The following is a 21,895-nucleotide window of genomic DNA, read 5'->3' as shown; positions in this document are numbered from 1 at the left end:
CATCGAGATGAGCGAATACTCCCTTTTCACCTCCGAGTCCGTGTCTGAAGGGCATCCGGACAAAATCGCCGACCAGATTTCTGACGCGGTGCTGGACGCCATCATTGCTGAAGACAAGTTCGCCCGTGTGGCGTGCGAGACTCTGGTGAAAACGGGCGTGGCGATCATCGCCGGCGAAGTCACCACCACCGCCTGGGTCGACCTGGAACAGATCGTCCGTGACGTGATCACTGACATTGGCTACAACAGCTCCGACGTCGGCTTCGACGGCGCGACCTGCGGCGTGATGAACATCATCGGCAAGCAGTCGCCCGACATCAACCAAGGCGTGGACCGTGCCAAGCCTGAAGATCAGGGTGCCGGCGACCAGGGCCTGATGTTCGGCTACGCCAGCAACGAAACTGATGTACTGATGCCGGCGCCGATCACCTTCTCGCACCAGCTGGTGCAGCGCCAAGCCGAAGCGCGTAAATCCGGCCTGCTGCCATGGCTGCGCCCGGACGCCAAGTCCCAAGTAACCTGCCGTTACGAAGGCGGCAAAGTCGTGGGTATCGACGCGGTTGTGCTGTCGACCCAGCACAACCCCGATGTTTCCTACGCCGACCTGCGCGAAGGCGTCATGGAGCTGATCGTCAAGCACGTACTGCCTGCCGAACTGCTGAGCAAAGACACCCAGTTCCACATCAACCCGACCGGCCAGTTCATCATCGGCGGCCCAGTGGGCGACTGCGGCTTGACCGGTCGCAAAATCATCGTCGACAGCTACGGCGGCATGGCCCGTCACGGCGGTGGCGCGTTCTCGGGTAAAGACCCGTCCAAGGTTGACCGTTCCGCTGCCTACGCCGGTCGTTACGTGGCCAAGAACATCGTCGCGGCCGGCCTGGCCGAGCGTTGCGAAATCCAGGTTTCCTACGCCATCGGTGTGGCTCAGCCTACTTCGATCTCGCTGAATACCTTCGGTACAGGCAAGATCAGCGATGACAAGATCGTCAAACTGGTGCGTGAGATCTTCGACCTGCGCCCTTACGCGATCACCACCATGCTCGACCTGCTGCACCCGATGTACCAGGAAACCGCAGCCTACGGCCACTTCGGCCGTACCCCTGCGCAGAAGACGGTCGGCGACGACACCTTCACCACGTTCACCTGGGAAAAAACCGACCGCGCCAACGACCTGCGCACAGCTGCCGGTTTGTAATCGCTCGCGGTACACAAAGCCCCGCCGGGTTTCCCGGCGGGGCTTTTTATTGCCGGGTGATTAACCGACGACGCTCATATTTTTGGATCCAATGCTTGCAGGCCAAATAATGGCCCTCTAGAATCCGCGCCCTCTCGGGCCCTTCACCTTACTTGGATATTGCCCTGCGCCAGCCCGGGACAGATAAACGCGCAGGCAATCGAACATTGAGGTTTTCATGCGCATTTCCACGCTCATCCCTGCCGCCCTTCTGCTCAGCCTGTTCACCCTGCCGGCGCATGCCGCCGACCTGAGCGCACTGAGTGGCGCCCTGGGCGGCAAATCCGGCGACTGCCAGCAACAAGCCAAAGACCTGCAGACCAAGATTGATGCCGCAGAGGCCGCGAACGAAACCTTGAAAGTGAAGGCTTTTAAAGCCGCGCAGGATCAAGTCAACAAAGGTTGCAACAAACTGGCTGAATCCCAGGCCAAAGTTGACGCCAAGCAGCAAACACAGGAAGCCAAGGCGGATAAGAACGATCCAGTCAAAGCGTTGGGCGGTCTGTTCAAGTAAGCAGAAACACCCGGTAAAAAGCCCCGCACTGCCGGGGCTTTTTTGTGCCGGTGTGGATCATTTAGGCTGGGGCCCCTTTCCGAGCAAGGATGCTCATGATGCGCTTACTGATTGCTCTTCTACTCAGCGCCCTGCCTTTTCTGGCGTGGGCTGAAGATTGCCCTGAGGACGCTCGATCACAGGTCCGCACCCTGGCTGAACAGATCAAGCTGTGGGATGACAGTTATCATCGCCTCGGGCAATCCCCTGTCAGCGATGAGCTCTACGATCAGGCCCGCCTGCGCCTGGCTCACTGGCGACAATGCTTAGCCCCAACCGCGCTAACGGTCGACAACCCACTGGCGACCTCAAGGGGTACGCAACCTCACCCGGTCGCTCATACCGGCCTGGAGAAGCTGCTGGATGAGCGGGCTGTCGATGGCTGGCTCAGGACCCGACAAGACGTGTGGGTTCAACCCAAGGTCGACGGCGTTGCGGTGACATTGGTGTACCGCAAGGGTCGGTTGAGCCAACTCATCAGTCGCGGCAACGGCCTGCTCGGCCAGGACTGGTCAGCTGCCGCGCGCCAGATCCCCGGCATCATCCAGCAACTGCCCGACCCCATCGACCTGGTGCTGCAAGGCGAACTCTATTGGCGCCTCGACGATCATGTGCAGTCAGCCCATGGCGGGCTGAATGCGCGCAGCAAAGTGGCCGGGCTGATGAACCGCCGACAGCTGAACGACACCGAGGCTGCAGGCATCGGCTTATTCATCTGGGCTTGGCCTGACGGCCCACCAGACTTTACCAAGCGCCTGGCCAGCCTGGCGCAGTGGGGCTTTACCGACAGCAGCCGCTATAGCCAACCCGTTCAAGGCATCGGTGATGCCGCACACTGGCGTACTTACTGGTACAACCATCCGTTGCCCTTCGCCAGCGATGGCGTGGTGTTACACCAGGCCGCGCGCCCACCCGCCAAACGCTGGCAAGCCAGCGCGCCTTACTGGGCAGTTGCCTGGAAGTATCCGGCCGCCAAGGCACTGGCGCTGGTACGCAAAGTTCGGTTCAAGATCGGGCGCACCGGGCGCATTACTCCCATCCTGGAGCTGGAGCCGGTGCGACTGGATGACCGGCAAATCAACCGCGTCAGCGTCGGCTCCCTGAAACGCTGGCAAGCACTGGACATCCGGCCCGGTGATCAGGTGTCCATCAGCCTTGCTGGCCAAGTGATTCCTCGGCTGGACCAAGTGATTCTGCGCAACGAGACACGGGTGCCGGTGCAAGCGCCCAACCCGCGAGACTTTCACGCCCTAAGCTGTTGGCAACTGGACACAGGGTGCGAAGAGCAAATGCTCGCGCGCCTGACCTGGCTGAGCGGTAACCAGGGTTTGTCCTTGCCACACTTGGGGCGCGAAACCTGGAACGTATTGATACAAGCCGGTCTAATCGCAGGCATTCTCGATTGGTTAACCCTGGATGCGACAGAGCTTGCTAACATTGATGGCTTCGGTGATCGCCGCCGTGCGCGCTTGCTCGACAGCATTCAAAGCGCGCGGCAACGGCCCTTTGCACAATGGCTCAAAGCCTTGGGCGTACCCCCGTCGGCACGCAACGACCTGGAGGGCGGCTGGCAGACTCTGGCCGCCAGAGACACCCAGGCCTGGCTGGCGACCGACGGCATAGGCCCGGGCCGTGCAGCGCAACTGAGCGCTTTTTTTCGCGACCCGCAGGTACAAGCGTTGGCCGAAACATTACGCGTGGCCGGGATTGACGGGTTTTGAACCCGGCCCTGCCACCTTTTAACTTACGGCAGAATTCACCCTGCCATTTGATTGCGACCCTGGAGCCTCACATGAAATTCCTAGCCCCGCTTGCCTTGCTTACCGTCGCAAGCTTCATGGCCACGCCACTGCTGGCCGCCGAAGACGCGCAACCCCTGACAGGCTGCGCCGCCAAGCGCCAAGCCATCAGCACCCAGATCGAGCAAGCCAAGGCTCATGGCAACAGCGATCAACAGGCGGGCCTGGAAAAAGCCCTGAGCGAAGTCACCGCCCACTGCACCGATGCGTCCTTGCGCAAAGAGCGTGAAAACAAGGTGCTCGACGCCAAGCACGAAGTCAGCCGCCGTCAGGCCGACCTCGACAAAGCAATGAAAAAGGGCGACGCAGACAAGATCAACAAGCGCAAAGACAAGCTCGCCCAGTCGCGCAAAGAACTGCAGGACGCCGTCGAAGAACTCGACCAGTAAAACCGGTCAGTGGTCTCGAAACTGCTTATGGCAGGCCGTGCAGGCGTCTTCAACTTTCTGCACTGCTGGCCCCAAGTTACTGGCCTTGTAGGGCTGCACCTGGCTTGCGATCACCAACTCACCGGTGGCCGCTTCAAGGTTTCGGGCCAACGCCTGGAAGCGGGCCTGTTGCTGCCACACGTTATCCTTGGCGCTGGTGTGATCTTCTTCGCGCACGCTCGGGAAATGTTTCCACGGTTCATGGGACAGCGCATCAAGCTTGACCGCGCCCTCTGCGAACTTCGCGCCGTCGAACGGAATACGCCCGCGCAGCATGCCGCCCAGGTCTTCGCCGGTCTTGAGCATCTGTTTGAAAATCGCCTTGCGCTGACCCAGGGGCGAGTTCGGATCAACACCACCGCAGGCGGACAAGGTCAGGCAGGCCAGCAATACCAGGGTCATTTTTTTAAAGGTCATCATGGCTTCAAGGTCACGGAAAACGGCGGCCAGTATCCTCGCCCCGCCCGCAAAGACCAATAGCCCTATTAATAATAAGGTTGCACGCCGCCGTTGCAGCGCGGGCAATCGCTTCAGGAATTACGTGTATGAATGTCACCTTGAAACCTTGGAGTCGTCGCCTGGCGTGGGCTCTACCGATGATCGCGTTGCTGGCCGGCTGCGATGCTGGCAAAGACGCCGCCAACGACGCTCACAAAGCTGAAGAAGCAAAGCCCCATCCCGTGGCCACGTATGTGAACGTACCGTGGGAAGCGCTCCCGGCAGTCTCCGAAGCCGACCTGTTGGCGGGGTTTGACTCTTGGCGCAGCGCCTGCCAACGGCTCAAGGCAGACCCGGTGTGGGGCGCGACCTGCGCAGCAGCAACCGACGTGCCGCGCAGTGCCGGGGCGGTTCGGGGCTTTCTCAAGGCGCGACTGGATGTGTTCGGCCTGCGCTCAGCTGACAACTCACCCAACGGCTTGATCACCGGCTACTACGAACCGATCTACCCCGGCAGCCTGACCGAAACCGCCAACGCCCACGTACCGGTGTACGGCGTGCCGGATGACCTGATTATCGTCAACCTGGAAAGCATCTACCCCGAACTCAAAGGCAAGCGCCTGCGTGGTCGCCTCGAAGGCCGCGTACTCAAGCCTTATGACGATGCCAGCACCATCAACAGCCAGGGTTCCAGCGCCAAGCCCATTGCCTGGCTGACCAACCCCATGGACCTGCAATTTCTGCAGATCCAGGGTTCAGCCCGAATTAAAGTGGCGGGCGGGCGTCAGTTACGCGTTGGTTATGCCGACCAGAACGGCTACCCCTACCGCCCTATCGGCCGCTGGCTGGTGGAACAAGGCGAACTGAAAAAAGACGAGGTGAGCATGGGCACCATCAGTGCCTGGGCCAAGGCACACCCGGAACGTATTCCAGAGCTGTTGGCGAGCAACCCCAGCTACGTATTTTTCAGCACCCGCCCGGACAGCAATGAAGGCCCGCGCGGCTCGTTGAATGTGCCGTTGACTGCCGGCTACAGCGTGGCAGTGGATCGCAAGGTAATTCCGCTGGGCAGCCTGCTATGGCTGTCGACCACCAAACCTGACGGTTCGCCGATTGCCCGGCCTGTGGCAGCCCAAGACACCGGTGGTGCGATCACCGGCGAAGTACGCGCGGACTTGTTCTGGGGCACGGGTGACGCGGCGGGTGAGTTGGCGGGAAATATGAAGCAGCAGGGGCAGATCTGGATGTTGTGGCCTAAAGGCGCTGCATTGCCTCAAGTGCCGGATGCACCCGCCGGGAGCTGAAGACCACATGTGAGAGCGGGCTGGTTTTGTGGCGAGCAGGCTTGCCACGACAAGCCCACTCGCTGCGTTAAGCCTTAGATCGATACAAAAAAGAAACTCGCAATCAACGCCATGCCCACCGCCCACACCAACGAGCGCAGCATCGCCCAGTCCGCCAGGTAGCAAATGATGTACAGCAGGCGGCTGGTGATAAACAACACCGCCAGCACATTGATAGTCACCAGCGACGCCGTGCCGGCCAAGTGCGCAATAATCACCGCCGCTGCAAACGCCGGTGTGACTTCAAAACTGTTGAGCTGCGCACTGTGGGCGCGCTTGGCGAACCCGTCGAGGGTGTCCAGGAAACCCCGAGGGTCGTGGTTCTGGCGTGGCCCGAACTTGCCTCCGCTGAACTTGGCCACACCCGTGCACAGGTAAGGCAGGAAAATTGCGATCAACACACACCAGAAAGCCACCGTCATCACTGATTCCTTTTGTAGTTTTAGCCCGCGGTTAGCGTTTTAGCACTAAAAATGCCAAACCGCACTTAACCGCTATGAACTGTGCCACTGCCAAAGGTGCTACTGGCCTTTTGCTCTATGGCTTGCAACCTCCCGCGACTGCTGCGGTCCATCCCCCCATTAACCAACCCTCACTCCACCCTCCAAGGTCCCCGGATGCTTGAACTTGTCGCCGCCTTCATTTGCCTTACTACCCTACTCACCTATGTGAACTTCCGTTTTATCGGCCTGCCGCCCACCATCGGTGTGATGGTTACGGCCTTGCTGTTCTCGTTGATCCTGCAAGGCCTGAGCTTTATCGGCTACCCAGGCCTGGAAGAACGTATCCAGCAGTTGATCGGCCAAATCGACTTCGGCGACTTGCTGATGAATTGGATGCTGTCGTTCCTGCTGTTCGCCGGCGCCTTGCACGTCAACTTGAACGACCTGCGCAGTTACCGCTGGCCCATCGGCCTGCTGGCGACCTTCGGTGTGTTGATTGCCACCGTGGTAATCGGCAGCCTGGCGTACTACATCTTTGCCCTGTTTGGCTGGCACGTGAGCTTCCTCTACTGCCTGCTGTTCGGCGCGCTGATTTCGCCCACCGACCCGATTGCGGTGTTGGGTGTGCTGCGAACCGCCAACGCGTCGAAACCGCTGAAAACTACCATCGTCGGCGAGTCACTGTTCAACGACGGTACGGCCGTGGTGGTGTTTACCGTACTGCTGGGCATCGCGCAGTTAGGCGAAACACCGACCGTGGGCGCCACCGCCATGCTGTTCGCCCATGAGGCGATTGGCGGCGTGGTGTTCGGCGGGCTGATCGGCTACCTGGTGTACTTGATGATCAAGAGCATCGAGCAATACCAGATCGAAGTCATGCTGACCCTTGCCCTGGTGATCGGTGGTTCGGCAATGGCCACCGAACTGCACGTCTCGGCGCCGATTGCGATGGTGGTCGCCGGGCTGATTATTGGCAACTTGGGCCGTAAGCTGGCGATGAACGACATGACCCGGCGCTACCTGGACGGCTTCTGGGAATTGCTCGATGACATGCTCAACGCCCTGCTGTTCGCGCTGATCGGCATGGAGCTGTTGCTGCTGCCGTTCAACTGGCTGCACGTCTTGGCCGCCAGTTTGCTGGCCGTGGCGATCCTGCTCTCACGCCTACTGACCGTGGCCCCGGCGATCCTGCTGCTGCGCCGCTGGCGCACGGTGCCGCGCGGCACCATCCGCATCCTCACCTGGGGCGGCTTGCGCGGCGGGGTTTCGGTGGCGCTGGCACTGGCCTTGCCGCTGGGCCCGGAACGCGACTTGCTGCTGAGCATCACCTACATCGTGGTGCTGTCGTCGATCCTGTTGCAGGGTTTGACGATTGGCCGAGTCGTACGCCGCGTGGCAGAGCCGCAGTAAGCACGGCACCAGCCCAAGCATGCTCGTGAGGATTTGCCTGCTACGCAGCAGGCTTGCTCACAGGCGTGCCGCACAGCGTTTCCAGCAGGTGCCGCATGCACAGTGGGCGCCGTGGCGCCGCCCCATGCATGACGACCAGCTCCCGCGCATAGCGCTGCTCGTTGTCAACCGGCAACACGCATAGTTTGCTGCGAGACATTCCCGTCCACTGCGGCACCAACGATACTCCCATGCCTTGAGCGACCAGTATCACGATGGTTTCCAAAGCATCCAGTTCACATAGCACGTGCGGATCAAAGGACTGCTCATCAAGGAACCGCTGAGCGATCTGACCACCCCACGAACGAGCGTCGTAGCGGATAAATGAGCGCTCGCGCAACAAGGTTTCAAACGTCTGCGCCTCACACGCTGAGGGCGCAATCAGAACCAATGGTTCGGCACGCAACAATGCCGTGACCAAAGCTTTGGGCGGTTGAAACGGTGGCCTGACGAGTATCGCCACGTCCAACTCCTGGGTCAGTAATCTCTCGTAGAGGCTTCTGGAATCGCCCGGCGTGATCTTAAGTCTCAGCTTCGGCGCCGAGCGCGCCAGCCGCTCGATCACCCCCGGCAAGACCCCGGTCAACGCCGTTGAAATGGCACCGATCTTAATCTCTCCAGATAAGCCGTCCTGGCTCAAGTCTTCCTGCAACGCGCGCGCCTGTTCAATGACTGCCTGAATTTTTGGTAACAACAGCAGGCAATGGTCCGAGGGTAGCGCGGCATGTGCCGTACGCGTGAGCAACGTGCAGCCCAGCGTTCGCTCAAGCGTCTTGATGCGTTGGCTGATCGCCGCGGCGGTACGGTTTTCACGTCGCGCAGCCGCGGCAATGGAGCCGGTTTCAATAACGGCGACCAGGCTTCGCAGGAAGCGAACATCCATAAGTTTTCCTTTCGCTCAGAACAAGGCGAACCCGTTTTATCCGGATACACAGCCTGTTTAATCTGAGGACTCACCCATTCGGAGATCCAGCCATGAACAGACCCTTTCACGCTGCATACCATGTTTGTGACTTAAACGAGGCGCGCATTTTTTATCGAGATGTTTTGGGATGCACAGAAGGCCGTTGCACTGACACTTGGATCGACTTCGATTTTTTCGGCAACCAGCTTTCACTGCACCTGGGCACACCCTTTTCCACAACACGTACCGGCCGGGTAGGTGAACACCACGTACTGATGCCGCACCTCGGCGTGGTGTTGCCACTTGATGAGTGGCTGACGCTTGCCGAACGCCTTACCCATCTGGGGATGCACTTCGAGATTCCGCCAGTGACTCGCTTTGCTGGCGAACCTGGCGAGCAGCGCACGATGTTTTTTCTCGACCCCAGCGGTAACCCAATCGAAGTGAAAGGCTTCAAGGACTTCGCCGGGCTGTTCGCTCAATAAATCCCTGACAATCACAACAATAAGGGGCACCCCATGACTGCCAGTAAATCAACCAGCCTTGTCACCCGCATCATGATCGGCCTGGCTGCCGGGATAATCGTCGGCATCCTCCTCAACCAATTTCCCGAACAAAAGACGTGGTTCATCGACAACCTGCTGCAACCGGCGGGCGACCTGTTCATCAAGCTGATGAAAATGATCGTCGTCCCTCTGGTCTTTGCCTGCATGACGGTCGGCATTGCCGGCATGGGCAACCCTGCCGCCCTGGGACGCGTCGGCGTAAAGACGTTCGTGTACTTCTTCACCATCACCAGTATCGCAATCGTCTTCGGTCTGATAGTCGGCAATGTCATTGAGCCCGGTGCGGGTGCCGAATTCGCCAGCACCCTGCGTACACCGGTAACAGGCCTGACCGGCAATGGCACCACGCAGAATCTGGGCCAAACGCTGCTGGCGATCGTACCGGACAACATCGTGTTGGCCATGTCGCAGGGCAAACTGCTCTCGGTGTTGTTTTTCGCCATCTTGTTCGGCTGCGCCTTATCGCTGCTACCCGAGCAGCGCAAGGCCCCCCTGATAAGCGTGATGCAGGGCGTCTCGGACACCATGTTCAAAGTCACTCAATTGGTCATGCATTACTCGCCGATAGGTATTTTCGGACTGATTGCAGTCACCGTCGCCAGCTTTGGCCTGAGCGCCTTGCTGCCGTTGGCCAAATTGATTGGCACGACCTATATCGCGGTGCTGCTATTTGCACTGTGTGTCTTGGGCGCCGTTGCGCGGTTGGCGGGCGTAGGCTTTTTCCACCTGCTGCGGGAAATACGCAGCGAACTATTGCTGGCCTATTGCAGTGCCGCTTCGGCGACGGTGATGCCTCAATTGATCGAGAAGATGGAGCGCTATGGCGCACCACGCCCCATTACCAGCATGGTTATCCCACTGGGTTACTCGTTCAACCTGGATGGCGCATCGCTGTTTGCCGCGCTGGGCACGCTGTTCATCGCCCAAGCGTATGGCATCGACCTGAGCCTGGCGGATCAGGGAATGCTGGTCTTGATCATGGTGCTGACGTCAAAGGGCGCGGCGGGTGTACCAGGGTTCATGTTTATTATCCTGACCGCCACCTTGACTACGGCAGGGCTACCTGTGGAAGGCGTGGCGATCATCGCAGGCGTCTATCGACTGATGGATATGCCGGTCACGGCATTGAATGTGCTGGGCAACGCACTGGCGCCTTTGGTGATTGCTCGGTGGGAAGGTCAGCTCACCGCGCCTGATAGCACGCCTGCCATCAAACCAGCCGACGCGCCGTTCAACGCCTGAAACCTCCCCGCAAAGGCACGCCATCAACCTTTGCGGGCGATATCACCTTGTTTCTTTATCGTGCGGATGACGCGGATCTGCCGGCTCACCCGACAAGCTGCTTTCGCTGCGAATCTGCGCATGGCTGATCAGCGCAAAGATAAAACTGCCGCCGATGATATTGCCCGCCAGGGTCGGCCCGGCGAACACTAGCCAGAAGTCCTTCCACGGCAGTTCGCCGGCAAACACCAGGTAGGAGACTTCTGCCGAGCCGACGACGATGTGGGTGAAATCCCCCAGCGCCATCAGGTAGGTGATCAGGACGATGATGAACATTTTTGCGCTTTCCATGGACGGGATCATCCACACCATGGTGGCGATCATCCAACCGGAAATGATGCCCTTGGCGAACATCTGGCCGGGGTCGTTTTCCATGACTTTTCGGCCGATTTCGAGGAAGGCCATGTCGGTCTTGGTGTCGAAGATCGGCAAATGCAGCATCACATACGCCACCAGCAAGGTGCCGCACAGGTTGCCCACCAGCACCACGGTCCACAACCGCAGCAATCGCCCGGCATTGCTCAGGGTCGGCTTGCTCATTACCGGCAGCACTGCCGTCAGGGTGTTTTCGGTAAACAACTGCTGACGGGCGAGGATCACCGCCAGGAAACCCGCGCAGTAACCGAAGCTGGCGATCACTTTGAACCCTTCGCCGTCCGGTAGCCGCGAATTGAGCAGGCCCATGCCCATCAACGACAGGCCCATGGTCAGCCCGGCGGCCAGCGCCGACCACCATAACGCCGCTACGGTGCGCTCCAGTTCCTGATCACCCTGGGTGCGGATAATTTCATGCAGCACTGCCGCGCGAGGCGGCTGGTTCTTGTCGACGTCGTGTTGCTCTTCCTGCGACAAGTTGGGGGTCTTGCCATCTTCTTGCGTGGCCATGGGGCATACCTGAACGGGGGTGTTGTTCAGGTACGACCTGTCGCCCATCAAGAGCGTTCACTGGCCCGCCACACGATTAGTCTTTGATGCCGTCTTCTTGAAACTGGTCTTTCACGTACTTGATCTCGGTACGGCCGTGGGGCGCTGGCAAGCCGTCATCACCGAGGTTGACGAAGACCATCTTTTCCACGGTCAGGATGCTTTTGCGGGTGATCTTGTTGCGCACTTCACAGGTCAGTGTGATCGAGGTGCGGCCGAACTCGGTAGCGGTGATGCCCAGCTCGATGATATCGCCCTGGCGCGAGGCGCTGACGAAGTTGATTTCAGAGATGTACTTGGTGACCACACGCTGGTTGCCCAATTGAACAATCGCGTAGATGGCCGCTTCTTCATCGATCCAGCGCAGCAAGCTGCCGCCGAACAGGGTGCCGTTGGGGTTGAGGTCTTCGGGCTTTACCCATTTGCGGGTGTGGAAGTTCATGGTCACTCCAAAGCGTGTTGCGAAATGATGGGCAACATCATGGCAGAGCCCAGGCCCAAGCTCTATGAGCCATTGCCTATCAAACCCATGAGCGATCTTCATATGCCCGACAGAAAGGCTTGGGAAGTCTGGCGCACACGGCTATAATCGCCCTCGCTTCAAAACGGTCATCTTCAGTTGATACCGTTCTCCCGCCACCTGTCCGAGGGGCGCTGCAGCAGGTTCAACCTGTCAGGCTCGGATGGGGCGTTGTCCAGCCTGGTTACCGGCTGGATACTAAACGCACAACGGCGCCCATTCGCACACTACGAATGGAGGCTCTTCATGAGCGCTGTAATTACGCCTGCTGGTTTTACCGACTACAAAGTCGCCGACATGTCCCTCGCTGCCTGGGGCCGTCGCGAAACCTTTATCGCCGAATCCGAAATGCCTGCCTTGATGGGCCTGCGCCGCAAGTACGCCGCAGAGCTTCCGCTCAAAGGCGCTAAGATTCTCGGCTGCATCCACATGACTATCCAGACTGCCGTACTGATCGAAACCTTGGTTGCCCTGGGTGCCGAAGTGCGTTGGTCCTCGTGCAACATCTTCTCGACTCAAGACCAGGCCGCTGCCGCTATCGCGGCTGCCGGTATCGCCGTGTATGCCTGGAAAGGCGAGACCGAAGAAGAGTACGAGTGGTGCCTGGAGCAAACCATCTTGAAAGATGGCAAGCCATGGGACGCCAACATGATCCTCGACGACGGCGGCGACCTGACCGAGCTGCTGCACAAGAAGTACCCGCAGATCCTCGACCGCGTCCACGGCGTGACCGAAGAAACCACCACTGGCGTGCACCGCCTGCTGGACATGCTGGCCAAGGGCGAGCTGAAAATCCCGGCCATCAACGTCAACGACTCGGTGACCAAGAGCAAGAACGACAACAAGTACGGCTGCCGTCACAGCCTCAACGATGCGATCAAGCGCGGCACTGACCACCTGCTGTCGGGCAAACAAGCCCTGGTGATCGGCTACGGTGACGTGGGCAAGGGTTCGTCCCAGTCCCTGCGTCAGGAAGGCATGATCGTTAAGGTCTCCGAAGTAGACCCGATCTGCGCCATGCAAGCCTGCATGGACGGCTTCGAAGTGGTTTCGCCGTTCATCGACGGCCAGAACGACGGCACCGAAGCGAGCATCGACAAGGCCCTGCTGGGCAAAATCGACCTGATCGTGACCACCACCGGTAACGTGAATGTTTGCGACGCCAACATGCTCAAAGCCCTGAAAAAGCGCGCTGTGGTCTGCAACATCGGTCACTTTGACAATGAAATCGACACCGCTTTCATGCGCAAGAACTGGGCATGGGAAGAAGTGAAGCCGCAGGTACACAAGGTTCACCGTACCGGCGCGGTTAATTTCGACCCGCAGAACGACGACTACCTGATCCTGCTGGCTGAAGGCCGTCTGGTTAACCTAGGTAATGCCACTGGCCACCCAAGCCGCATCATGGACGGCTCGTTCGCCAACCAGGTTCTGGCGCAGATCTTCCTGTTCGAGCAGAAGTACGCCGACCTGTCGCCCGCCCAGAAAGCCGAGCGCCTGACCGTTGAAGTACTGCCGAAGAAACTCGACGAAGAAGTGGCCCTGGAAATGGTCCGCGGCTTCGGCGGCGTGGTAACTCAACTGACCAAGACCCAGGCCGACTACATCGGCGTGACGGTCGAAGGTCCGTTCAAGCCGCACGCTTACCGCTACTGATATGCCTGCTGCCCGCTCTCTCTGTGGGAGCGGGCTTTTGTGGCATTGACGGTGTACATCTTCTGGCTTGATGAGTTTCCATAGGTACGACCATGTCCCAAGACCGTCGCTACAGCTTCGAGTTCTTCCCGACCAAGACCGATGCTGGGCATGAAAAACTGATGGCGACAGCCAAGCAGTTGGCCAGCTACAACCCCGACTTCTTCTCGTGCACCTACGGCGCCGGCGGCTCGACCCGTGACCGCACGATCAACACCGTGTTGCAGCTGGAAAGCGAAGTCAAAGTTCCCGCCGCTCCGCACCTGTCGTGCGTGGGCGACAGCAAGGCTGACCTGCGCAGCCTGCTGACCCAATACAAACAAGCCGGCATCAAGCGCATCGTCGCCCTGCGCGGTGACCTGCCGTCCGGCATGGGCATGGCCAGCGGTGAGCTGCGCTACGCCAATGACCTGGTGAGCTTCATCCGTGAAGAAAGCGGCGATCACTTCCATATCGAGGTGGCGGCTTACCCGGAGATGCACCCTCAGGCACGTAATTTCGAAGACGATCTGCAAAACTTCGTGCGCAAGGCTAACGCCGGTGCCGACAGCGCGATCACCCAGTACTTCTTCAACGCCGACAGCTACTTCTACTTTGTCGAGCGTGTACGGGCGATGGGCGTCAACATCCCGATCGTGCCGGGCATCATGCCGATCACCAACTACAGCAAGCTGGCGCGTTTCTCTGACGCTTGCGGCGCTGAAATCCCACGCTGGGTGCGCAAGCAACTGGAAGCCTATGGCGATGACGTCAAGAGCATCCAGGCATTCGGCGAGCAGGTTATCAGCCAGATGTGTGAACAACTGCTGCAAGGTGGCGCGCCAGGGTTGCACTTCTACACCCTGAACCAGGCCGAGCCTAGCCTGGCCATCTGGAACAACCTCAAGCTGCCACGCTAAGGCTTGCTCCGTTACTCAAAGGCCTTCGTTAATACGAAGGCCTTTTGGTTTTATATGCGCCACATCAACTCGCCCGCAAATGCTCGCGCCAGAGCTTCTCTTTAGCGCACGAGCGTCGTAACCTCAGGGTATGCCCGTCATTCTCAAGCTGTTGACCGCTGTGTTTTTTACTTGCCTGAGCCTCACCGCTTACGGCGAGAAACTGCGCATTGTCACCGAGCCCTGGGCACCTTATGTATACGACGATAACGGCAGCATGCGCGGTCTGGATTATGAAACCACGGTGATCGTGTTCCAGCGCCTGGGCGTGGACGTAGAATGGCAATTCCTGCCCTGGAAACGCTGCCTGGCCATGCTTGAGCAAGGCCACGCCGATGGCGCGCTGGACATTTTCCACAGCCATGAGCGCGACGCCCTGCTGCTTTACCCCAGCGAGCCGCTGTCGAACGTCGAGTTCGTACTGTTCTACGCCAACGACCGCCCTCACCCGGCCGAAACCCTCGACGACCTGCGCGGGCTGACCGTCGGCAATTCGCCGGGCTACCTCTACGGCGACACCTTCAGCGACTCCACCCTGTTCAACCGCGAGCCGGCGCCCAGCCATGAGGCCAACTTCGGCAAACTGTCGCTGGGGCGTGTCGATCTGGTGATCACAGACCGCCGGGTCGGCCAGCATGTGATCAAGGCCATGGGCCTGGAAGGCAAGGTCAGCCAGGCGCCAATCGTGATCAGCCGCCAGCCGCAATTTCTCGCCGTACGCCGTGGCGCCGGCATGGACCTGCTGGTGCAGCGCTTCGCCGCCGAGCTCAAGCGCTTCAAACAAGAGCCGGCGTATGCCGCCTTGAGCGCCAAATACGGTGGAATCCAGGCTATTACGGCTTCTGAACACACCGTTGAGCAGCAGGAAAGCAGCGCGCCGTGATTGCTCTGTTATACTCCGGCCTTTCCGCCAGGCTCACGCCCGGCCGCTGAGGTCTTGAAAAAGGCACCCAACCTAGCTACTGCGCAGCTTTCAGCCCCGCGCGAGCCAGTGGAGTGCCCGCCAGACGCAGCAGGACCGGACGGGGTTGCGCTCCCCTAAGCGCCATTCACGCCCGGCAAGATTATCCCTTTGGGCCAAGCCCTAACTAAAACAGGATTACTCATGTCCTTTGCTTCCCTCGGTCTCTCCGAGGCTTTAGTCCGCGCCATCGAGGCAGCGGGCTATACCGAGCCTACTCCGGTGCAACAGCGGGCCATTCCCGCCGTGTTGCAAGGTCGCGACCTGATGGTTGCGGCTCAGACAGGTACTGGTAAAACCGGTGGTTTCGCCCTCCCGATTCTGGAGCGGTTGTTCCCCAACGGTCACCCGGACAAATCCCAGCGTCACGGCCCGCGCCAACCGCGCGTACTGGTCCTGACCCCAACCCGCGAACTCGCCGCCCAAGTGCACGACAGCTTCAAGCTGTATGCCCGCGACTTGAAGTTCGTCAGCGCCTGCATCTTCGGCGGCGTCGGCATGAACCCACAGGTTCAGGCCATGTCCCGCGGTGTTGACGTGCTGGTCGCCTGCCCGGGTCGTTTGCTCGATCTGTGTGGCCAAGGCAGCGTTGACTTGTCCCACGTGGAAATCCTCGTGCTGGACGAAGCCGACCGCATGCTCGACATGGGCTTTGTCCATGACGTGAAGAAGGTCCTCGCGCGCCTGCCGGCCAAACGCCAGAACCTGCTGTTCTCGGCTACGTTCTCCAACGACATCACCGCGTTGGCGGGCAAGTTGTTGCACAACCCGGAACGCATTGAAGTCACGCCGCCGAACACCACGGTTGAGCGTATCGAGCAGCGTGTATTCCGCCTGGCCGCCAGCCACAAGCGTTCGCTGCTGGCGCACCTGATCACCGCCGGCGCGTGGGAACAGGTGCTGGTGTTCACCCGTACCAAGCACGGCGCCAACCGCCTGGCCGAGTACCTGGACAAGCACGGCCTCACCGCCGTCGCCATCCACGGCAACAAGAGCCAGAACGCGCGCACTAAAGCCCTGGCCGATTTCAAGGCCGGTGAAGTGCGCATCCTGGTCGCCACCGATATCGCCGCCCGCGGCCTGGATATCGACCAACTGCCGCACGTGGTCAACTTCGAGCTGCCAAACGTCGACGAAGACTATGTGCACCGTATCGGCCGTACCGGCCGGGCCGGTCGTTCGGGCGAGGCCATTTCCCTGGTCGCTCCGGATGAAGAAAAACTGCTGAAAAGCATCGAGCGCATGACCAAGCAGAAAATCGCTGACGGCGACCTGATGGGCTTCGACTCAAGCGCCGTTGAGGCAGAGAAGCCTGAAGTGCGCGAGCGTCCGGATGTGCGCAACCCACGCAACCCACGCGGTCCGAAGGGCGATGGCCCGAACGGCGGCGGTGGCGGCGGTGGTCGTCGCGATAAGGGCAAAGACAAAGGCGGCAAGGAAAAAGCGCCTACCAATGGCCGTGGCGAACGCCCAGCCCGTGAGCAAAAGCCCCGTGAAGGCACCCCGGCCCGCGAACAGCGCCAGCCGAGCCAGCCACCACGCGCCGCCGCCGACCGTGCACCGGACGAGTTCCTCGACGACGACGTGGATAACTTCGGTAACCGCGTTGACTACGTGCCCCAGGCCAAACCGGCCCAGGGCCGTGGCCGTCGCCCAGGTGCTCCGTCACAGGGCGCAGGCGCCGGTAGCAGCGCGCCACGTGGCGGCCAGCCACAGGGCGGTCGTCAGAACGGCCCGCGCAACAGCAGCGGCGGCACCACCGGCACGCCACCGGCCAAACGCAGCGGCCCGCGCAATGGCGCACCGCGTGACGGCCAGGCGCGTCGCGAAGACTCGCGCAGCAACAACAACCGCCGCCCGGCCCGTGACGATCAGCCACGCTCGTCCGAGCCCGCCGTGCAAAACCCGCGCGGAGGCCCTGCGCCGAAGATCATCCACAAGGAGTCGAAAGCTGACCGCTTTCCGACACCTGAGCAGCTGGATCAGTTGCCAGGCCGCCCTCGTGGTGAAAAACCAGCGCTGCTGACCCGCAACCGCTGAGTTTTAAACGGTAAAAAAAAACGCCCCGACTGTTCGGGGCGTTTTTGCATCTGGCGCCTGGCACATTGTTACGACACTTCACCGGCCTTGTGAAAGAGTTTGGCGAAGATCATCCAGCGACCCTCGACTTTCATCAGATTCAAATAATCGACCATTACATTATTAAACAAGCGCAACCGCACTTTCACGATGGCCATTTCCGAGGACATCACGTCAATCATCAGCACTTCATCAAGTTGTGGAAAACCGCCTTCCTGGGGCGATTTTCGGCCTTGAACCATGGTCCGATACTCGGCGAAAGGTCGAACCACCACGTCCGCATTCTGCGCGCTATACAGGACACAGCCACGGTGAAAGACTTGGTCGAACTTGTTTAAGTCCTGCGTTTGCAACACATTAAAGTAGTCTTTCAGAAACGCTTGAATTTCGTCTATCACGACTCACAACTCCCGACTGTTCAGCATGGCGTTATTTAACTAAATAACGGGTCGCTCATTATCAGTAGCGCACTCATTTCACGTATAGCGGCTATTATTAGTCTTTTTTGTGAAAGGAATTCACATTGAAACTCCCTCCTCTCGCCGCATTACGTGCCTTCGAAGCACTGGCCCGGCTGGGCAAGGTGAACCTGGCCGCCCTGGAATTGCACGTCACCCACAGTGCCGTCAGCCACCAGATTCGGGCACTTGAAGAGTATTTGGGCATCGCGTTGGTGATGCGCAACAAACGCTCCTTGATGCTGACCGATGAGGGCCGTGTGTATGCCTATCAGATCCGGCAGGCCCTGGGCGAGATGGCAAGCGTCACGGAAAAACTCATGGCGAAAACCAAGCACCCGCAACTCACCGTTTCGGTGCTGCCCTCCTATGCCATGCACTGGTTACTGCCGCGCTTGCATGATTTCAGGCGCGACCATCCGGAGCTGCACCTGAGATTGGAGTCGAGCATGGAGTTCGCCAGCTTCGAGCAGGGCGCGCTCGATTGCGCTATCCGTTTCGGCCATGGCCAATGGCCCGATGTGCATTGCGAAACGCTGATGGGCGACTCATTACTGGTGGTTGCCGCACGCGATTTCAATCACGGCGTTCTGCCCGACACGCCGCAAGCTATCCTGGAGCAGCCGCTGCTGCACGCCAGTGAAAGCTGGCCGATCTGGCTCGGCGCAGCGGGCGTGGAAGAACAACGCCCTCAAGCCTCGCTGGAGTTCACCGACTCGACGTTGATGCTCGAAGCCGTCAGGCTGGGGTATGGCGTCGCGCTGACCCGTCGCTCGATTGCCCACTCGCTGATCCAACGTGGGGACTTGGTCAAACTCACCGACATCGAGCCGACTCACTCTTCACGCTACTTTCTGGTCTGGCCGGCCGGCAGTAAACACTCAGCGCAACTCACCTCGTTGCACAGCTGGCTCAAAGCGCAAGTCGTGATCTATCAGGACAGCTTATAAACCGGCAGACAGCAAAACGCCGACCCTGAGGCCGGCGTCTTGATTTGAAGCGCGAAATAATTACTTCGCTTTCACACCTTCAAACGTCACGTACAGCTCAACCGTGTTGGACGCTGGGCCCAGGTCCATCTGCTTGCCGAAGTCCTGGCGGTTGAAGCTCGTGGTGCCTTCAAAGCCAGCACGGTAACCGCCCCATGGGTCCTTGCCTTCACCCAGGAAGGTGGCCTTAACGACGATCGGCTTGGTCACACCGTGAAAGGTCAGGTCGCCGGTCACGTCGGCAGTGACTTGGCCAGCAGCATTTTTACCGGTGGTTTTAACACTGGTGGAGACGAACTTGGCATCGGCAAACTTGCCAACATCCAGGAAATCTTTGCTGGCGATATGTTTGTCACGTTCGGCGTGGTTGGTGAACACGCTGGCGGTACGGACGTTGAATTCGATCTTGCTGTCTTCAGGCTTGGCAGCGTCGAAGCTGAACTTGCCGTCCAGGTCCTTGAAAGTACCGGTGATGAAGCTATAGCCCAAGTGGCTGATCTTGAAGTCAACGAAGGCGTGCTGACCTTCTTTGTCGACAACATAATCAGCGGCCATCGCTGAACCTGCGGACAGCAGAGCAGAACCGATTGCAAGAGCGGCGAGCGTCTTTTTCAACATGCTTTGTATTCCTTGTGAGTCGAGGTTGAACATCAGGCTTTGCGCCCCAGCATTCGCGTCAGGGTCACATCACGATCGATAAAGTGGTGTTTCAGCGCAGCCACGCCGTGCAAACCGGCGAAGACCACCAACACCCAGGCGAGGTACAGGTGCACCACACCGGCGGTGTCTGCCTGGTCCGGTAGCCCGGAAACCACGGCAGGAATCTCAAACAGGCCAAACACCGGGATACCAACACCGTCTGCGGTGGAAATCAGGTAACCGGCAATCATCACGGCAAACAGCCCTAGATAAAGGAAAGCGTGGCCAAACGCAGCCCCCATACGGGTCAAGCGGCTGTAACTGGCCAGCGGTGGCGGCGGCGGGCTGACCAGGCGCCAGACAATGCGCACCAGCATGATGGCGAACAGCGTGATGCCGATGCTCTTGTGCAAGTCAGGCGCGTCTTTGCGCCAGGCGCTGTAATAGTCGAGACCGACCATCCACAGGCCCAACGCGAACAAACCGAACACCACCAGGGCAACACCCCAGTGCAAAACCATACTGACCCAACCATAGCGAGCCGGTGAATTACGTAGCTGCATGTCCCAAATCCCGTAAGAACTGTGCCCAAGACTAGCGATTTACCTATCGAATTAAAGCGGAAAATTTCGCTTTGAAATATCGAGAAATACGATCAAGAGGTTATGCACAGTACGTTAACAATGGATTAAGGACTATTGCTAAGAAACGTGACAGACCGTCCCGCGTTTACTGCCAATTCGTCCGTAATGGGTTGTGACACAGCCTGGCATTGCATAGGCTTGCGCGATTGTTACGCCTGCGCTGGCCGCAGGACCGCTTCGAGGAGATAACCGATGGGCTTGAATAACCAGTGGATGCAACGCGACCTCGCGGTGCTGTGGCATCCCTGCACCCAGATGAAAGACCACCAGCAACTGCCGCTGATCCCGATCAAGCGCGGTGAAGGCGTGTGGCTGGAAGACTTCGAAGGCAAGCGCTACCTCGACGCCGTCAGTTCCTGGTGGGTCAACGTGTTCGGCCACGCCAACCCGCGCATCAACCAGCGCATCAAAGACCAGGTCGACCAGCTGGAACACGTGATCCTCGCCGGTTTCAGCCACCAGCCGGTGATTGAGCTGTCCGAGCGACTGGTCAAAATGACGCCTGAAGGTTTGACCCGCTGCTTCTATGCCGATAACGGTTCGTCGTGCATCGAAGTCGCACTGAAGATGAGCTTTCACTATTGGCTCAACCGCGGCCTGCCGAACAAAAAGCGCTTCGTGACCCTGACCAACAGCTACCACGGCGAAACCATCGCCGCGATGTCGGTGGGCGATGTGCCGTTGTTTACCGAGACCTACAAGGCGTTGCTGCTCGATACCATCAAGGTGCCTAGCCCTGATTGCTACCTGCGCCCCGAAGGCATGAGCTGGGAAGAACACTCGCGCAACCTGTTCCTGGCCATGGAACAGACCCTGGCCGAAAACCACGACAGCGTCGCCGCCGTCATCGTCGAGCCGCTGATCCAAGGTGCCGGCGGCATGCGCATGTACCACCCGGTGTACCTCCAGCTGTTGCGCGAAGCCTGCGACCGCTACGGCGTGCACTTGATCCACGACGAAATCGCCGTGGGTTTTGGCCGCACCGGCACGATGTTCGCCTGTGAACAAGCCGGCATCCGCCCGGATTTCCTGTGTTTGTCCAAGGCCCTGACCGGCGGCTACTTGCCGTTGGCGGCGGTGGTCACCACTGACGATGTCTACGACGCTTTCTACGACGACTACCCGACCCTGCGCGCCTTCCTGCACTCCCACAGCTACACCGGCAACCCGCTGGCGTGCGCGGCGGCCCTGGCGACGCTGGATATTTTCGAAGAAGACAACGTTATCGAAAATAACAAGGCCCTGGCCCAGCGCATGGCCACGGCCACCGCACACCTGGTGGACCACCCGCACGTGTCGGACGTGCGCCAGACCGGCATGGTGCTGGCCATCGAGATGGTCCAGGACAAAGCCACCAAGACCGCCTACCCATGGCAAGAACGCCGTGGCCTGAAGGTGTTCGAGCACGCCCTGGAACGCGGCGCACTGTTGCGGCCGTTGGGCAGCGTGGTGTATTTCCTGCCGCCGTATGTGATCACGCCGGAGCAGATCGACTTTCTGGCCGACGTGGCCAGTGAAGGCATCGATATTGCGACCAACAGTAAAGTCAGCGTGGCAGTGCCAAAGGACTTCCACCCAGGCTTCCGAGATCCAGGTTGATTGAATTC

At 59.5% G+C, this 21,895-nt stretch carries 22 protein-coding genes and 1 riboswitch; of the genes, 14 read left to right on the top strand and 8 right to left on the bottom strand.

Annotated elements, in window-relative coordinates; all coding sequences use genetic code 11:
• Positions 1–7: 7 nt before the first annotated feature.
• The 4 genes from metK to E0F99_RS05780 all read left to right on the top strand — a co-directional run bounded on the left by metK (position 8) and on the right by E0F99_RS05780 (position 3,978).
• The gene (metK, locus tag E0F99_RS05795; protein WP_083356355.1) at positions 8–1,198 is read left to right on the top strand and encodes a methionine adenosyltransferase; all 1,191 of its coding nucleotides are present in this window, start codon (positions 8–10) and stop codon (positions 1,196–1,198) included.
• Between the two features lie 217 nt (positions 1,199–1,415).
• Complete coding sequence (locus tag E0F99_RS05790; protein ID WP_083356354.1) at positions 1,416–1,751, top strand: DUF1090 family protein; 336 nt, start codon at positions 1,416–1,418, stop codon at positions 1,749–1,751.
• A gap of 95 nt (positions 1,752–1,846) precedes the next feature.
• Positions 1,847–3,511: an NAD-dependent DNA ligase LigB gene (ligB, locus tag E0F99_RS05785; protein WP_083356353.1), complete on the top strand. Its 1,665-nt coding sequence runs from the start codon at positions 1,847–1,849 to the stop codon at positions 3,509–3,511.
• A gap of 71 nt (positions 3,512–3,582) precedes the next feature.
• Complete coding sequence (locus E0F99_RS05780) at positions 3,583–3,978, top strand: DUF1090 domain-containing protein (protein WP_083356352.1); 396 nt, start codon at positions 3,583–3,585, stop codon at positions 3,976–3,978.
• 6 nt (positions 3,979–3,984) lie between these two features.
• On the opposite strand, the gene E0F99_RS05775 is transcribed toward E0F99_RS05780, so the two are convergent.
• The gene (locus E0F99_RS05775; RefSeq protein WP_083356351.1) at positions 3,985–4,434 is read right to left on the bottom strand and encodes a c-type cytochrome; all 450 of its coding nucleotides are present in this window, start codon (positions 4,432–4,434) and stop codon (positions 3,985–3,987) included.
• A gap of 128 nt (positions 4,435–4,562) precedes the next feature.
• Here E0F99_RS05775 and mltA point away from each other — a divergent pair, with 128 nt between their 5' ends.
• Positions 4,563–5,759 (top strand): murein transglycosylase A, encoded by a 1,197-nt coding sequence (gene mltA, locus E0F99_RS05770; protein ID WP_083356350.1) that lies wholly within the window; start codon positions 4,563–4,565, stop codon positions 5,757–5,759.
• A 74-nt stretch (positions 5,760–5,833) separates the two neighbouring features.
• Here mltA and E0F99_RS05765 read toward each other — a convergent pair whose 3' ends face one another.
• On the bottom strand, positions 5,834–6,220 hold the full coding sequence (locus E0F99_RS05765) for an MAPEG family protein (protein WP_083356349.1): 387 nt from the start codon (positions 6,218–6,220) through the stop codon (positions 5,834–5,836).
• Positions 6,221–6,415: 195 nt separating this feature from the next.
• On the opposite strand from E0F99_RS05765, the gene E0F99_RS05760 reads away from it, so the two are divergent.
• Complete coding sequence (locus E0F99_RS05760; RefSeq protein ID WP_083356348.1) at positions 6,416–7,651, top strand: cation:proton antiporter; 1,236 nt, start codon at positions 6,416–6,418, stop codon at positions 7,649–7,651.
• 40 nt (positions 7,652–7,691) lie between these two features.
• Here E0F99_RS05760 and E0F99_RS05755 read toward each other — a convergent pair whose 3' ends face one another.
• Positions 7,692–8,573, bottom strand: a complete 882-nt coding sequence (locus tag E0F99_RS05755) for a LysR substrate-binding domain-containing protein (RefSeq protein WP_083356347.1) — start codon at positions 8,571–8,573, stop codon at positions 7,692–7,694.
• 92 nt (positions 8,574–8,665) lie between these two features.
• Between E0F99_RS05755 and E0F99_RS05750 the strand changes: the two genes are divergently transcribed.
• The gene (locus E0F99_RS05750) at positions 8,666–9,079 is read left to right on the top strand and encodes a VOC family protein (protein WP_083356346.1); all 414 of its coding nucleotides are present in this window, start codon (positions 8,666–8,668) and stop codon (positions 9,077–9,079) included.
• A 33-nt stretch (positions 9,080–9,112) separates the two neighbouring features.
• Positions 9,113–10,402 (top strand): cation:dicarboxylate symporter family transporter, encoded by a 1,290-nt coding sequence (locus tag E0F99_RS05745; RefSeq protein WP_232000122.1) that lies wholly within the window; start codon positions 9,113–9,115, stop codon positions 10,400–10,402.
• 42 nt (positions 10,403–10,444) lie between these two features.
• Here the strand turns inward: E0F99_RS05745 and E0F99_RS05740 are convergent, their stop codons facing one another.
• Both E0F99_RS05740 and E0F99_RS05735 read right to left on the bottom strand, forming a co-directional pair.
• Positions 10,445–11,326 (bottom strand): formate/nitrite transporter family protein, encoded by an 882-nt coding sequence (locus E0F99_RS05740; RefSeq protein ID WP_083356345.1) that lies wholly within the window; start codon positions 11,324–11,326, stop codon positions 10,445–10,447.
• Positions 11,327–11,402: 76 nt separating this feature from the next.
• A complete protein-coding gene (locus tag E0F99_RS05735) occupies positions 11,403–11,807 on the bottom strand; it encodes an acyl-CoA thioesterase (RefSeq protein WP_083356344.1) in 405 nt (134 codons plus the stop codon).
• A 198-nt stretch (positions 11,808–12,005) separates the two neighbouring features.
• Positions 12,006–12,110, top strand: a riboswitch (S-adenosyl-L-homocysteine riboswitch).
• A gap of 21 nt (positions 12,111–12,131) precedes the next feature.
• Here E0F99_RS05735 and ahcY point away from each other — a divergent pair.
• The 4 genes from ahcY (at position 12,132) to rhlE2 (ending at position 17,519) form a co-directional block, all read left to right on the top strand.
• Positions 12,132–13,541: an adenosylhomocysteinase gene (gene ahcY / locus E0F99_RS05730; RefSeq protein WP_083356343.1), complete on the top strand. Its 1,410-nt coding sequence runs from the start codon at positions 12,132–12,134 to the stop codon at positions 13,539–13,541.
• Positions 13,542–13,633: 92 nt separating this feature from the next.
• Complete coding sequence (metF, locus tag E0F99_RS05725; RefSeq protein WP_083356342.1) at positions 13,634–14,479, top strand: methylenetetrahydrofolate reductase [NAD(P)H]; 846 nt, start codon at positions 13,634–13,636, stop codon at positions 14,477–14,479.
• A 130-nt stretch (positions 14,480–14,609) separates the two neighbouring features.
• The gene (locus E0F99_RS05720) at positions 14,610–15,401 is read left to right on the top strand and encodes a substrate-binding periplasmic protein (RefSeq protein ID WP_083356341.1); all 792 of its coding nucleotides are present in this window, start codon (positions 14,610–14,612) and stop codon (positions 15,399–15,401) included.
• A gap of 222 nt (positions 15,402–15,623) precedes the next feature.
• Positions 15,624–17,519 carry an RNA helicase RhlE2 gene (gene rhlE2 / locus E0F99_RS05715; RefSeq protein WP_083356340.1) on the top strand — a complete coding sequence of 632 codons (1,896 nt, stop codon included), beginning with the start codon at positions 15,624–15,626 and terminating at the stop codon, positions 17,517–17,519.
• Between the two features lie 68 nt (positions 17,520–17,587).
• Here the strand turns inward: rhlE2 and E0F99_RS05710 are convergent, their stop codons facing one another.
• Positions 17,588–17,956 (bottom strand): nuclear transport factor 2 family protein, encoded by a 369-nt coding sequence (locus tag E0F99_RS05710; protein WP_083356339.1) that lies wholly within the window; start codon positions 17,954–17,956, stop codon positions 17,588–17,590.
• A gap of 125 nt (positions 17,957–18,081) precedes the next feature.
• Here E0F99_RS05710 and E0F99_RS05705 point away from each other — a divergent pair, with 125 nt between their 5' ends.
• Positions 18,082–18,966, top strand: a complete 885-nt coding sequence (locus E0F99_RS05705) for a LysR substrate-binding domain-containing protein (RefSeq protein WP_083356338.1) — start codon at positions 18,082–18,084, stop codon at positions 18,964–18,966.
• A gap of 60 nt (positions 18,967–19,026) precedes the next feature.
• Here E0F99_RS05705 and E0F99_RS05700 read toward each other — a convergent pair whose 3' ends face one another.
• Positions 19,027–19,623 carry a YceI family protein gene (locus E0F99_RS05700; protein WP_026013867.1) on the bottom strand — a complete coding sequence of 199 codons (597 nt, stop codon included), beginning with the start codon at positions 19,621–19,623 and terminating at the stop codon, positions 19,027–19,029.
• A 32-nt stretch (positions 19,624–19,655) separates the two neighbouring features.
• Complete coding sequence (locus E0F99_RS05695) at positions 19,656–20,207, bottom strand: cytochrome b (RefSeq protein WP_130908724.1); 552 nt, start codon at positions 20,205–20,207, stop codon at positions 19,656–19,658.
• A 273-nt stretch (positions 20,208–20,480) separates the two neighbouring features.
• Here E0F99_RS05695 and E0F99_RS05690 point away from each other — a divergent pair, with 273 nt between their 5' ends.
• Complete coding sequence (locus E0F99_RS05690) at positions 20,481–21,887, top strand: adenosylmethionine--8-amino-7-oxononanoate transaminase (RefSeq protein WP_083356336.1); 1,407 nt, start codon at positions 20,481–20,483, stop codon at positions 21,885–21,887.
• Positions 21,888–21,895 lie beyond the last annotated feature (8 nt).

It is taken from the genome of Pseudomonas antarctica, assembly GCF_900624995.1.
Classification (GTDB): Bacteria; Pseudomonadota; Gammaproteobacteria; order Pseudomonadales; family Pseudomonadaceae; genus Aquipseudomonas; species Aquipseudomonas antarctica.
The sequence above is the reverse complement of the archived record's forward strand: the minus strand, read 5'-3'. Positions and strand labels throughout refer to the sequence as shown.

What these genes read in the sequence shown, in the direction of transcription:
- metK (WP_083356355.1), top strand. Translation starts at nt 8, where the DNA reads ATGAGCGAATACTCCCTTTTCACCTCCGAGTCCGTGTCTGAAGGGCAT.
- E0F99_RS05790 (WP_083356354.1), top strand. Translation starts at nt 1,416, where the DNA reads ATGCGCATTTCCACGCTCATCCCTGCCGCCCTTCTGCTCAGCCTGTTC.
- ligB (WP_083356353.1), top strand. Translation starts at nt 1,847, where the DNA reads ATGATGCGCTTACTGATTGCTCTTCTACTCAGCGCCCTGCCTTTTCTG.
- E0F99_RS05780 (WP_083356352.1), top strand. Translation starts at nt 3,583, where the DNA reads ATGAAATTCCTAGCCCCGCTTGCCTTGCTTACCGTCGCAAGCTTCATG.
- E0F99_RS05775 (WP_083356351.1), bottom strand. Translation starts at nt 4,434, where the DNA reads ATGACCTTTAAAAAAATGACCCTGGTATTGCTGGCCTGCCTGACCTTG.
- mltA (WP_083356350.1), top strand. Translation starts at nt 4,563, where the DNA reads ATGAATGTCACCTTGAAACCTTGGAGTCGTCGCCTGGCGTGGGCTCTA.
- E0F99_RS05765 (WP_083356349.1), bottom strand. Translation starts at nt 6,220, where the DNA reads ATGACGGTGGCTTTCTGGTGTGTGTTGATCGCAATTTTCCTGCCTTAC.
- E0F99_RS05760 (WP_083356348.1), top strand. Translation starts at nt 6,416, where the DNA reads ATGCTTGAACTTGTCGCCGCCTTCATTTGCCTTACTACCCTACTCACC.
- E0F99_RS05755 (WP_083356347.1), bottom strand. Translation starts at nt 8,573, where the DNA reads ATGGATGTTCGCTTCCTGCGAAGCCTGGTCGCCGTTATTGAAACCGGC.
- E0F99_RS05750 (WP_083356346.1), top strand. Translation starts at nt 8,666, where the DNA reads ATGAACAGACCCTTTCACGCTGCATACCATGTTTGTGACTTAAACGAG.
- E0F99_RS05745 (WP_232000122.1), top strand. Translation starts at nt 9,113, where the DNA reads ATGACTGCCAGTAAATCAACCAGCCTTGTCACCCGCATCATGATCGGC.
- E0F99_RS05740 (WP_083356345.1), bottom strand. Translation starts at nt 11,326, where the DNA reads ATGGCCACGCAAGAAGATGGCAAGACCCCCAACTTGTCGCAGGAAGAG.
- E0F99_RS05735 (WP_083356344.1), bottom strand. Translation starts at nt 11,807, where the DNA reads ATGAACTTCCACACCCGCAAATGGGTAAAGCCCGAAGACCTCAACCCC.
- ahcY (WP_083356343.1), top strand. Translation starts at nt 12,132, where the DNA reads ATGAGCGCTGTAATTACGCCTGCTGGTTTTACCGACTACAAAGTCGCC.
- metF (WP_083356342.1), top strand. Translation starts at nt 13,634, where the DNA reads ATGTCCCAAGACCGTCGCTACAGCTTCGAGTTCTTCCCGACCAAGACC.
- E0F99_RS05720 (WP_083356341.1), top strand. Translation starts at nt 14,610, where the DNA reads ATGCCCGTCATTCTCAAGCTGTTGACCGCTGTGTTTTTTACTTGCCTG.
- rhlE2 (WP_083356340.1), top strand. Translation starts at nt 15,624, where the DNA reads ATGTCCTTTGCTTCCCTCGGTCTCTCCGAGGCTTTAGTCCGCGCCATC.
- E0F99_RS05700 (WP_026013867.1), bottom strand. Translation starts at nt 19,623, where the DNA reads ATGTTGAAAAAGACGCTCGCCGCTCTTGCAATCGGTTCTGCTCTGCTG.
- E0F99_RS05695 (WP_130908724.1), bottom strand. Translation starts at nt 20,207, where the DNA reads ATGCAGCTACGTAATTCACCGGCTCGCTATGGTTGGGTCAGTATGGTT.
- E0F99_RS05690 (WP_083356336.1), top strand. Translation starts at nt 20,481, where the DNA reads ATGGGCTTGAATAACCAGTGGATGCAACGCGACCTCGCGGTGCTGTGG.